9 protein-coding genes are annotated in these 12056 nt (G+C 63.8%); 4 read left to right on the top strand and 5 right to left on the bottom strand.

Features of this window, described 5'->3' with window-relative positions; all coding sequences use genetic code 11:
- Positions 1-4: 4 nt before the first annotated feature.
- Positions 5-466, bottom strand: a complete 462-nt coding sequence (locus IE266_RS17245) for a (2Fe-2S)-binding protein (RefSeq protein ID WP_189681357.1) — start codon at positions 464-466, stop codon at positions 5-7.
- A 90-nt stretch (positions 467-556) separates the two neighbouring features.
- Between IE266_RS17245 and IE266_RS17240 the strand changes: the two genes are divergently transcribed.
- From IE266_RS17240 to IE266_RS17230, 3 genes are all read left to right on the top strand, one after another.
- The gene (locus IE266_RS17240) at positions 557-1150 is read left to right on the top strand and encodes a TetR/AcrR family transcriptional regulator (protein ID WP_189681356.1); all 594 of its coding nucleotides are present in this window, start codon (positions 557-559) and stop codon (positions 1148-1150) included.
- A gap of 272 nt (positions 1151-1422) precedes the next feature.
- On the top strand, positions 1423-3495 hold the full coding sequence (locus tag IE266_RS17235) for a response regulator (protein ID WP_189681355.1): 2073 nt from the start codon (positions 1423-1425) through the stop codon (positions 3493-3495).
- 108 nt (positions 3496-3603) lie between these two features.
- Positions 3604-4884: a DUF3422 family protein gene (locus tag IE266_RS17230; protein ID WP_189681354.1), complete on the top strand. Its 1281-nt coding sequence runs from the start codon at positions 3604-3606 to the stop codon at positions 4882-4884.
- Here IE266_RS17230 and IE266_RS17225 read toward each other — a convergent pair.
- The 4 genes from IE266_RS17225 to IE266_RS17210 all read right to left on the bottom strand — a co-directional run bounded on the left by IE266_RS17225 (position 4820) and on the right by IE266_RS17210 (position 9951).
- Positions 4820-5893, bottom strand: coding sequence for a YeeE/YedE family protein (locus IE266_RS17225; protein WP_189681353.1), 1074 nt, complete (start codon positions 5891-5893; stop codon positions 4820-4822). The genes IE266_RS17230 and IE266_RS17225 overlap by 65 nt on opposite strands.
- Positions 5894-6154: 261 nt before the next feature.
- On the bottom strand, positions 6155-7153 hold the full coding sequence (locus tag IE266_RS17220; RefSeq protein ID WP_189681352.1) for an ABC transporter permease: 999 nt from the start codon (positions 7151-7153) through the stop codon (positions 6155-6157).
- Positions 7146-8153 carry an ABC transporter permease gene (locus IE266_RS17215; RefSeq protein WP_189681351.1) on the bottom strand — a complete coding sequence of 336 codons (1008 nt, stop codon included), beginning with the start codon at positions 8151-8153 and terminating at the stop codon, positions 7146-7148. Before IE266_RS17215 ends, IE266_RS17220 begins: the two co-directional genes overlap by 8 nt.
- Positions 8154-8244: 91 nt before the next feature.
- Positions 8245-9951 carry a peptide ABC transporter substrate-binding protein gene (locus IE266_RS17210; RefSeq protein ID WP_189681350.1) on the bottom strand — a complete coding sequence of 569 codons (1707 nt, stop codon included), beginning with the start codon at positions 9949-9951 and terminating at the stop codon, positions 8245-8247.
- 261 nt (positions 9952-10212) lie between these two features.
- On the opposite strand from IE266_RS17210, the gene IE266_RS17205 reads away from it, so the two are divergent.
- Entirely contained in the window at positions 10213-12033 is a 1821-nt protein-coding gene (locus IE266_RS17205) for an ABC transporter ATP-binding protein (protein ID WP_189681349.1), read from the top strand.
- Positions 12034-12056: the final 23 nt, after the last annotated feature.

Genomic DNA, 12056 nt, shown 5'->3' with positions numbered 1-12056 from the left:
GGGCTCAGACCTTCATGGCGCGCGCGGCGTCGTGGATCGCGGCGCGGATGCGGGGGTAGGTGCCGCAGCGGCAGAGGTTGCCCTGCATCGCGGCGTCAATTTCGTCGTCGGTCGGTTCGGGCGTTTCGGCGAGAAGGGCTGCGGCCTGCATTATCTGCCCGGACTGGCAATAACCGCATTGCGCGACCTGGTGGTCGACCCAGGCCTGCTGGATCACCGCCATCGCATCGGGGGTGCCGAGGCCCTCGATGGTTGTCACGGGCCCCCAGACATCGGCCAGCGCGACCTGGCAGCTACGCACGGGCTGGCCGTCGATCTGGACAGTGCAGGCACCGCAGGCGGCGACGCCGCAGCCGTATTTCGTGCCGGTGAGGTTCAGCTCGTCCCGGAGGGCCCAGAGCAGCGGCACCTCGCCGGGCAGGTCGACCGCGTGTTCGGTGCCGTTGACAGTCAGCGAAATCGTCATCGTGCGCTCCTTCGTCATTTATGACAGTATTTATATATTTTGTCAGTGTGTCAATTGACAATTTGATGCATTGGTGTCAGGGTGTTAGGCATGAGTGAACCGAAAGACGATACGCGACAGGCCGCGATTCTGGACGCTGCGTGGCAGTGCTTCGCCTCCTACGGGTTTCGCAAGACGGCGATGGACGACATAGCGCGCGCTGCCGGTATGTCCCGTCCGGCGCTTTACCAACATTACCGCAACAAGGAAGACATCTTCCGAAGTCTTGCCCAGAACCATTTCGACGAGGTTGCGATAGCCGTGCGGGCGGCTCTGGCAAAGCCTGGTTCGGCGGGAACGGTACTTGCAGAGGCTTTCACGGCGCAGGGCGGCCGGCTAATCGAGGCGATGGTGCGATCACCGCATGGGATGGAACTGATCGATACGTCGCGCGCCACCTCCGGGGATATCGCCGAAGCGGGCGAGGCCCGGCTCAGCGAAATCTACCGGGATTGGCTGGCTGCAGGGCAGTCTGTGGGCCGGATCGATTTTGAAGGTTCACCTGAACAGGTGGCCGCCACAATAGCTGCGGCGCTCAAGGGCTTGAAATCGGCCGCCAAGAGCTTTTCCGGCTATCAAGCCAGTTTGCGGCGTTTTGCACATTTGATCGGGGCCGGGCTGGAGGCTGCCGCTTCGTCAAGGTGACAGGCCTGCGTGAACGTTGACTCGTATTAGCGTCACGTGTGATATCGTCACATACAAATCTCGCGTCGAATTCAAGCTGTGCACGCGAGGTCTGTGGGTCGGCTCAATACGTTTCGCTGTCAAGGCCGGTACTAGGCCGCGCAACTGGCATTGCCTCGGTTCTCGTAATTGGCCGTTGACCATTCTTGGATCAATTCAATGGCTTTGTGTCAAATCCGGTTTGTAATTGGGGCGCCTTCCCAGCGATTTGCCTCCGGTGAAGGATGCAAGTCATGAATTGGGAAGATGGCGATTTTGTAGATGTCCATTGGCGAGGCGCGCCAAGGCCCCGAAATGGATTTGGCGAGTCGCGTCATTTGCGCCTGCTCTGCCTGACGTTTGCGGCCATCCTGGTTGCAGGGGGCGTCTTCGTTCTCTGCGTCGGCTGGCTTGCCGGGTACGAACCGGTGGTGAGAATACGGGATCTATATCCCGCGATGGTGCCCGAAACGGCGTTGACGCTTGTTCTGGGGGGCATTGGGCTGGCACTGATATGGTCGCCGAATGCACGGAAGTCCTCGCGCACGGTGGGCCTGCTGATGATCGTCGTGACGGCCAGTGGTGTATTCGCGCCAAGCAGCACCGACAGGTTCGGCCATGACGATGGCATGTCGCTGGCAACAGCGATCTGTGGGATATTGGCGGCGATCAGTCTGATCGTCTGGGACACGCAGAGGGTCTCGATGTGGCGATCAGCCCGTATCGCGGCCGAGACCCTCGGGCTTATTGTCGTCATGGTATCGCTGATCGGCTATGTCATGAGCGCGCAGGCCCTGTTCGACAATCCCGTGTTCACCAAGATGGCGATTACCACGACGGCCGGTTTCCTGATGCTCTTCACTGGCCTGCTGGTGAGCGACACCTCTTTCGGCTGGGTGCAGGTCCTGCTGGCGCGGGAACCGGGTAGTGCGCTGCTGCGGCGCATCCTGCCCTTTGTCGTCTTGGTGCCCGTCATCCTCTGCGCGATCTCGGTACACACGGTCGCGATGAACGACGACGCGGTGCTGCGGCTTTCACTGCTGACCTTCTTCGTGATCGTTTCGGTGGTGATGTGCGCTATCTTCTTCACGCATCATACAAACTTGTCCGAACGTCGGGCGTTGAACGCCCGTGCGATCCTGCTCGACAGCGAGCGGGCCCGGCAGGCAGCCGAGCTGGCGCTGAGCCGCAGCCAGAAGGTCGAGGCGCTGGGGAAACTGGTCGGCGGAGTGGCACATGACTTCAATAATTCACTTACGGTGATCCTGGGGAACCTCGAACTCATTAGTGCCGACGACGACCGGGCGGCGCGGGCCGCCTATGTGCAGGAGGCCATCAATGCCTCGAACCAGGCGGCGCATCTTACGCGCCAGCTGCTGGCCTATGGACGGAAATCGCGGCTCGAGGCGCTGCCCAACAACATCGACGACATGGCTGGCGCGACGCTCGGGATGTTCCGGAGGATCTGTCCGGCGAATATCGCGCTGCACACCGACCTGAACGCGCCGAAGGCGATCGTTCTCCTCGATGGCGCGAACTTCCAGCAGGCGCTGCTCAACATCCTGATCAATGCCCGTGATGCGATGCCGGGTGGCGGCGATATCTATCTCTCGACGCGGACCAACTACCTCGCGGCGCCGTCGCTCGACGGATACGACGAAGAGCACAACTTGACCTCGGGGAACTATGTCAAGTTGGCCGTTCGCGATACCGGCACCGGGATGGACGCAAGGACTCTGGCGCGCGCGGAAGAGCCCTTCTTCACCACCAAGCCGGTGGGCGAGGGGTCGGGGCTTGGCCTTTCGGCGGTCTCTGGGTTCTGCCGGCAATCTGGAGGCGGGCTGAAGATCGAGAGCGAATACGGCGTCGGAACCACCGTCACTATGGCATTCCCGCAATCGAGCGATATGTCGGATTTCGCCGAGCGGAAGGCGCCGGATGCCTCCGGCGAAGTGACTGCCGCGCGGATACTGGTCGTCGACGACGAGCCGAGCGTCACGCGGGTCATGGCCCGGCAGTTGCAACTCGATGGCCATGTCGTGCGGGTCGCACAAAGCGCGGACCAGGCCCTGACCATCCTCGAGGTCGAGCCTTTGCCGGAGCTCATCATCACCGATCTGATGATGCCGGGGCACATCCAGGGCTATCGGCTGGCAGAAATCATACATCAAAAATACCCCAATACGCGGGTGCTTCTGATGTCCGGCTATGAGTCCGAGCGGAACCGGACCGAATTCGCCCGTACCCAGCCGATCGCATTCCTGCAGAAACCGATCGATCGCGCGACCCTGCGCGTTGCGGTGGCCAAGGCGCTGTCGGGGCGGTGATGCCGCTGGCGGTATACGATGGTATTCCGCTAACTTGCTGAAAAGAAATAAAAACTTTCAATTTCCCCGAAGCTGGTCTAGCGTGCCTGACATCGCAGCGAGGCTGGCATGTCGCCCATCATAGATCACCCCTTGCGCTACGAGCTGACCAACGAGCTTCACGCGCGCCCCTTTCCGTCGATCTCCGTGCCCGCCACGGTTGTCTTTCTGGCGGTCAAGCAACCGGTTGATGCGGCCGCCCGCGACCGCGCGGCCGACGTGGCGCATCTGGTGCAACTGCTTGACCGGCATGGTGCGGCACATCCGCAGCCGGGCGCCACGCATTATTCCGGGCAGATCGGCCGGCATGTCCTGAAGTGGGAACAGCACGCCGAATTCGTGACCTACACGGCCTTCAGCGAAGGGCTTTCGACGCGCCCCTTCGATCCCGCCGATTTCGAGGTGTTCCCGGCGGACTGGCTCGACGACGCGCCGGGGCAACGGATCACCTCGGTGGTGATCCGTCTTGAACGGCGGGGGGCCGACGAGACGGTTGAGCGTCTGCTTGGCGACTGGTTCGTGCCCGAGAGCCTTGCCGTGGCGCGGGTGCTCGACGACGCCGCCATCGTCGCCGGCGACTTCCGGATCGACACCGGCGGGCACATGCGTTTCGCGCTCTTCGCGGAGGCCGAGACCGGCGCGCGACGGATCGGTCGGGTGGTCCAGCGGCTGTGCGAGATCGAGACCTACAAGGCCATGTCGATGCTGGGTTTCTCGCGGGCGCGGGGGCTGTCCGGCAAGATCGGTGGGATGGAGACGAAGCTCAACGCGCTGATGGTCGAGATGACCGATAACGTCACCGGGGCCGAGGAGACGCTGAACCACCTGCTGACGGTCGCAGCCGAGATCGAGACGACGGCGACCCAGGCGGCCTTCCGCTTCGGAGCAACGGGCGCTTACGAGGCTATCGTCAATCAACGTATCGCGGCCCTGCGCGAGGCGCGTTTCCTGGGGCGGCAGACCTTCTCGGAATTCATGATGCGCCGCTACGAGCCGGCGATGCGGACGGTAAAGGCGACCGAGAGGCGACTGGGCGCGCTGGCCGAACGCGCGATGCGCACGGGCGACCTGTTGCGCACGAGAGTGGACGTGGAGCGCAGCGCGCAGAACCAAGCGCTGTTGGCGAGCATGGATCGGCGGGCAGATCTTGCCCTGCGCCTGCAGGAAACGGTCGAAGGGCTTTCGGTGGTGGCGATCAGCTATTACGCCGTCTCGCTGGCGGGCTACCTGCTGTACCCGGTTGCCGAGGCCACCGGCCTCGGCAAGAACACACTTGTGGCTATGGTCACTCTGCCGGTCGTAGCGCTTGTCTGGTGGATGGTGCACCGGATGAAGAAGCGGATCGGGTGAGAGCCGCGTTCATCGCCAGCGCCCCGCTGGCGATCGACAGGATGGCGAGGATTGCCGCGATGCTCAGCGTTGGCACGCCCGAGAGGCCCGCGCCCAGGGTACAGCCGCCGGCCAGGACGCCGCCGACCCCCATCATCACCGCTCCGGCCAGGTAACGGCCGGTCTGGCGCGGGGCCTCGAAGCTCTGCCAGCGGAAGGCGCCGAAGGTCAGCGAGGCGACCAGCGCGCCCAGCAGCACGCCGCCGACGAGGGCAGGGCCGAAGCCCGGTTCGATGGCGCTGGAAGCGATCGTGTAGAACAGGCTTTCGGCGGCGGGCGAGGTGAAGGAGAGGCTCTCCATCGCGATGGGTTCGAACTCGTCGAACAGGACGTAGCCCGTGCCGATCCAGCCGAGCGGCACCAGTGCACCGATCAGCGCGGCGCCGGCCAGCGCAAGGACGCTGTTGCCTGAACGCAGTGCCACCACCAGCGCGGCGATGGCGATCACGCCGGCCCAGACCAGCGCGCCGCCAGGCAGGGCGGCCAGCGAGACGCTGTCACCAAGGTTGACGGTCAAGCCGCCTAGCGTGGTGCGCAGCGGTGCGAGCACGCCTTTCAACGTGGCATGGGCGGTGATGGCGAAGACCACGATAACGAAGGCCGCGCGCAGGTTGCCGCCGCCGGTCAGCACGGTCAGCCGCGAGATGCAACCGCGGGTCAGAACCATCCCGGCACCGAAGAGCAGACCGCCCAGAACGATGGCCAGCGCCGGCAGGGCGGGGGTCATGAAGCGGTGCTCGTCGAAGCTGATCCAGCCCGCAGCGACCGCGCCCTGAGTGCCCAAAACCGCGACGGCCAGCGCCATCAGCCAGACGCCAAGCGCCTGCTTGCGGTCCTCGCCCACCAGCGCGCGGCGGAAGCAGAACTGGGTGCGCTCGGCCAGCAGGCCGAACGCCACTCCAAGGCCGAGGCCGAGGAGGACGGATACTTCACGTGCGGTCGTGTCTTCGAAGCCAAGCGTTTCGAACATAGCGGGAATCTCTCAGGGGATTCGGAACGATTTCCCAGATGGAGGAAGTTGTTCCAGCAATCAAGCCTCGCGCGCGCGAGGCTTGGCTATTGAATTGGAATGATTTCCCTGAGTGGCGTGGTTCCGCAGATGTCTTGTCCTGACGGCGGGCTACGCGCGCAAATTATCGCGCCGTACCCTGCGGGGTACCGGCAAAGCGTTCTTATTTCGCGTGATGCCCGCGCGGCGGCCTCAAATCGGCCTGCCGCGCGGAAAAAACCCTCAGCGGCCGCGGATACGCGGATCGAGCGCGTCGCGCAGCCCGTCGCCCAGATAGTTGACGCTGAGCACGGTGAGCGAGATCGCCAGGCCCGGCCAGAGCACCCGTTCGGGGTAGAGGTCCATCCGGTCGACGCTGTCGTTCAGCAGGCGCCCCCAGGTCGGGAAATCCGGCGGGAAGCCGAAGCCGAGGAAGGAGAGCGCGCTCTCGGTGATGATCGCCACCGCGATACCGAGCGTGGCCGAGACCATGATCGGCGACATCACGTTGGGCAGCAGGTGACGAATGACCAGATACTTGGGCTTGGTGCCGATGGACTGCGCGGCGAGGATGAACTCGCGCTCCTTCAGCGCCAGGACGTCGCCGCGCACGATCCGCGCGGTGTGCATCCAGCTCGTGATTCCGATCAGGGAGACCACCAGCACGAAGACGCCGCCCTCGACCCCGAAGATCGCCGAGAGCGTCTCGCGGAACAGCAGCGAAGCGACAAGGATCAGCGGCAGCAGGGGCAGGGCCAGGAACAGGTCGGTAAGGCGCATCAGCACGCCGTCCATCCGTCGGAAATAGCCGGCGACGACGCCGATCAGCGTTCCGAGCAGGATCGAGAGCAGCATGGCGGTCAGCCCGACCGCAATCGAGACGCGCCCGCCGGACATCATCCGGGCTAGCGTGTCGCGGCCCAGGTTGTCGGTGCCGAGCGGGTGTGCCCAGTCGACCTTCGCGGCATTGTCCCAGAGCGCGACGTAGATCGGCCGGGTGTCGCGCAGGTTGATGAACTCGCGTCCCTTCGGCAGGTATTGCGCGTCGACCCACCAGACGGCTGGGCCGACAAGCACCGCCAGGATGATGACGAGGAAGGTGATCCCGCCGATCAGCGCGCCACGGTGCTGCTTGAACTGGTCCCAGACGTCCAACCATTGGCTGCGCGGTGGCTGGGTGGGTATCGGATCGCTCAGCGCGGCGATCCGCTTCGGGGTGGGCTGCGGGGCAGAGTCAGTCATAGCGGACCCTCGGATCAAGGACACCGTAAAGAACGTCGGCGATCAGGTTGAAGACCACGATCAGCACGGCGAAGATGAAGGTGAGCGTCTGCACCATCGGCAGGTCGTTGGCCTGGATCGCCGAGATCAGTGCCTGGCCGATCCCGTTCACGGCGAAGACCTGCTCGGTGATGATCGCCCCGCCGAAGATCGACGGGATGCCGAGCGCGATCACGGTCACGACCGGGATCAGCGAGTTGCGCAGCACGTGCACCATGACCACGGTATATTCCGACATACCCTTGGCGCGGGCGGTGCGGACATAGTCTTGGTTGAAGTTGTCGAGCATCGAGGCCCGCATGAACCGGCTGATCTGCGCGGTGATCTGGAGCGCGAGCACCATTACCGGCAGGAACATCTGGCGGATCTGCTTGCCGAGGCTTTCCAGGTCGTCGACCACCAGAGTGGTATCGTAGATCGAGGGGAACCAATGCAGGTTCACCGCGAAGATTACCACCATCAGCGGACCGGTGAAGAAGGGGGGCACCGAGAAGCCGATCATGGTGATGAAGGTGCCGAACTGGTCGAAGATCGAGTACTGCTTGTAGGCAGAGTAGATGCCGACCGGGATTGCGATGATCACCGCCAGCACATAGGCGACCCCGACGACCCACAGCGTCTGCGGCAAGCGCTGGACGACGAGGTCCATCACCGGCGAGCGGGTCTGCCACGAGATCACCCGGAGCTTGCCGTCGGCAAAGCTGGTGCCGAAGATATGGTCGAAGAGAACCTGCGGTTCGATCCAGAAAAACTGGATGAGCCATTTGACGTAACGGATATGGATCGGTTCGCCTAGGCCCAGGGCTTGGCGCATCTTTTCCTTGACGTCGGGGGGAACTGTGAGCGGGACCTGCGCCATCGGGTCGCCAGGGGCGAGCTCCAGGAGCAGGAAGATCACGAGACTGATGAACAGGAGCGTCGGTACGGATAGCACCAGACGCCTTATCGTGAAGGTCAGCATGGGCGGCGCCTTTGCAGCTGGGGCTTCTTGTTATTGGCCTGACAGGAATGCCCGCCCCGGCAATCGACCGGGGCGGGCAGATGTCAGACGGTCACGAGCCCTGCTTGCGGAACCAGTTCGCGGCGTCCCACAGCTCGCTGTCCCAAACGTTCAGGACGTGGCCGCCCAGCGTGTTGGACTGGCCGGACACGCGGCCGCGGTGCACGAGGCCGATGATCGTGTGGCTGTCCTTGGTCAGCATGTTGTTCATCTTGATCGCGATCTCGCCGCGCTTGGCGATGTCGCCGGTGCGGGCCAGTTCGTCGATCAGGGCGTCATATGCCGGATCGCAGAAGCGGTTGATGTTCTCGCCCTGCCATTGGCTTTCCGGCTTCGGCTCCTGGCCGCAGCGGTAGGCCGCCAGGTATTGCTGCGGATCCGTGCCGTTGAAGGTGTTCGCATACATCTCCACGTCGGCATAGAACTTCTGGAAGGTGTCCGGCGAGCCCGGGTCGCCCCCGAAGAAGACCGAAGCCGAGACGTTGCGCAGCTCGGTTTCGACGCCGATCTCGGTCCACCAGTCCTTGATCAGTGCCTGGAAGTCCTGGCGGACGGCGTTGGTCGAGGTCTGGTAGAGGATCGACAGGCGCACGCCGTCCTTGGCGCGGACGCCGTCGGCGCCTTTCACCCAGCCGGCCTCGTCAAGCAGCTTGTTGGCGCCCTCGATGTCCTGCTTGAAGCAGAAATCGTTCTTGGCCGCGTAGTTGTCCGGAACCGGAACCAGGTCGCAGGTCGGCTTGCCGGCCTGGCCATAGCCCACTTCGACCAGCAGTTCGCGGTCGATGGCCATGGACAGCGCCTGCCGCACGCGGATGTCGCTCAGGAAGGGGTGCGGTGCCTTGCGGGTCGACCGGGTGTCGGCGTCCAGCGACGGCGACGGGTCGGTCAGGTTGACCTCGATACGCTCGACCAGCGGGCCAAAGCCCGTGATGGCCTTGCCCTTGCCGCCAGCTTCCATCTTGGCGATCACGTCGGGCGCCAGCTGGAGGTTCCAGGCGTAGTCGAATTCGCCGGTCTCGAAGACGGCGCGCGCGGCACCGGTGGCATCCCCGCCGCCCTTGAAGGTCACGGTCGCGAAGGCCGGCTTGTCAGGGTCACGATAGTTGGTGTTGGCTTCCAGCGTGATCACGTCGTTCGGCTTGAACTCGACCACCTTGAAGGGGCCGGTGCCGACCGGGTTGAAGTTCTGCTGGGTGCATTCCGGAGCCTTCGAGCCGAGGCAGTTCTCGAACTGCGCCTTCTGGATGATCGGCGACTGGCCACCGACGAAGGGGCCATAGGGGTTCGGCTTGGGCTGGTTGAAGGTGACCTTGACGGTCAGGTCATCCGGCGTGTCGATCGTTTGAACGCCATCGAAGAAGGAGAGCTGCGCGCAGCCGCCTTCGGGGTGCATACAGTATTCGGCGGTAAACTTGACGTCGGCCGAGGTGACAGGCGTACCATCCGACCAGAGCAGACCCGGCTTGATCTTCCAGGTGATGGTAGTGAGGTCTTCGCTCACACCGCCATTGGCGATGGTCGGAACTTCTTCGGCCAGGAAGGGCACCATCTCGCCCTTGTCGTCATAACGTGCCAGCGGTTCCAGAACCAGGCTCGACGCTTCGATGTCCTTGGTGCCGCCCGAGAGGAACGGGTTCAGGATCGAGGGGGCCTGCCAGTAGATGATGCTGACGTTGCCATCCTTTCCGCGCTCGGCGAAAGCTGCCGGGGCCAGTGCCGCGCAGGCAACTGCTCCTAGCAGTAAGGTCTTGATTTTCATGGTACACTCCTTGTTGGACACATACATGCCACGTTTCATCCGCATTGCAGCGGCTTGGTGTCCTGACGCCACGGGGAAGGTGTTGCGCCGCAAGTGAAGGCGCACCGAGATCCCGCCCACTACGTCCCCCGTGTGACGGATACGGGCTTATCGAAGCAGAGTTTGAGAAAATTGCAAGCCTTGCCTTGGGGAAACCGGGATGGGGTTTGACAGTCGCGCGGCCGCCGCCTTAGCGTTGATCTGTCAGCGCAGGGGGTGACGGTGCTCGATCAGCCAATTGTCGATATTCGCGAACTCCGGGTCGAATTCCAGACCCGTGGAGGAACCGTTGCAGGCGTGGAGAACGTCTCTTTCACCGTGAAACCGGGCGAAACAGTCTGCATCGTCGGAGAATCGGGATCTGGGAAATCGGTCTCCTCGCTCTCGCTGATGCGCCTGATCGAGTTCGGCGGCGGCGAGATCGCCAAAGGCCAGCTGCTGTTCAACCGCGAGAAGGGCGGCGAAATCGACCTGGCCAAGGCGACGCAGGACCAGATGCGCAAGGTGCGCGGCAACGAGATCGGGATGATCTTCCAGGAGCCGATGACCGCGCTGAACCCGGTGTTCACGGTGGGCCGACAGCTGACCGAAGGGCTGCGGGTTCATCGGGGCATGACGGCCGCGGCCGCCGAGAAGCAGGCGCTGGAACTGCTGCGCGAGGTGCGGATTCCAGAACCCGAGCGCCGGCTGAAACAGTACCCGCACGAACTGTCAGGCGGAATGCGCCAGCGCGTGGTGATCGCCATGGCGATGGCCTGCCGGCCGCGCCTGCTGATCGCGGACGAGCCGACCACGGCGCTCGACGTGACCATCCAGGCCGAGATCCTCGCCCTGATGGACCGGCTCAAGCGCGAGACCGGCACGGCGGTGATGTTCATCACCCATGACATGGCCGTGGTGGCGCAGATGGCCGACCGGGTCGTCGTCATGTTCCGCGGCAACAAGGTCGAGGAAGGCCCGGTCGAGCAGATCTTCAACAACCCGCAGCACGATTACACCAAGGCGCTTCTGGCGGCGGTGCCGAAGCTGGGCGAGATGCGCGGCAAGGCGGCGCCCGAGCCGATGCGCCTGCTGGGGGCCGAGAACCAGCGCATCGCGCCGATCCCCGGAACCGATCAGCGCCTGCTGACCGTCTCCAACCTCACCACCCGCTTTCCTGTGCGCGGCGGCTTCTTCCGCCGTACCGTCGCCAACGTCCACGCGGTCGAAGATGTCTCCTTCACCATCAACAAGGGGCAGACCCTGAGCCTCGTGGGCGAGTCCGGCTGTGGCAAGTCCAGCGCGGGCCGCTCGATCCTGCGGCTGGTCGAACCGATGGGCGGCAAGATCGACCTCGACGGCGTCGACGTCATGGCGCTCGATACCAACCAGCTGCGCGAGGCGCGGCGCGACATGCAGATGATCTTCCAGGATCCTTTTGCCTCGCTCAATCCGCAGATGCAGCTGATGGACCAGGTGGCCGAGCCGCTGCGGAACTACGATATTGCCTCGGGTTCCGAGATTTCCGACCGTGTGGCCAACCTCTTCGACCGGGTGGAACTTCCGCGCAGCTTCCTGCGCCGTTATCCGCACGAGCTCTCGGGCGGTCAGCGCCAGCGCGTCGCCATCGCCCGCGCATTGGCGCTCGAACCGAAGCTCATCGTCTCGGACGAGGCGGTCTCGGCGCTGGACGTCTCGGTGCAGGCGCAGGTGTTGAACCTGATGATGGAGTTGCAGGCCGAGATGGGCCTGTCCTACCTCTTCATCAGCCACGACATGGCGGTGGTGGAACGCGTCAGCCATTATGTCGGCGTGATGTACCTGGGCCGCATCGTCGAGATCGGCCCGCGCGCCGGTGTCTTCGAGAACCCGCAGCACCCCTATACCAAGGCGCTGATGAAGGCAGTCCCGATCGCCGACCCGGCCAGGCGCAAGTCCGAGAAGGACCTGAACTTCAAGCCGATCCCCTCGCCGATCCATCCGGTCGGCTATGAACCGGCGCCTTCGGTCTACCGCGAGATCGAACCGGGGCATTTGGTGCTGACGACAGACAGCGGCTACTGAGGCCCGAGAGCGCGAAGAGAAAG

The sequence above is a fragment of the Seohaeicola zhoushanensis genome, from assembly GCF_014656415.1.
GTDB lineage: Bacteria > Pseudomonadota > Alphaproteobacteria > Rhodobacterales > Rhodobacteraceae > Seohaeicola_A > Seohaeicola_A zhoushanensis.
Note: the sequence above shows the minus strand (reverse complement) of the source record. Positions and strands in the feature narration are given on the sequence as shown.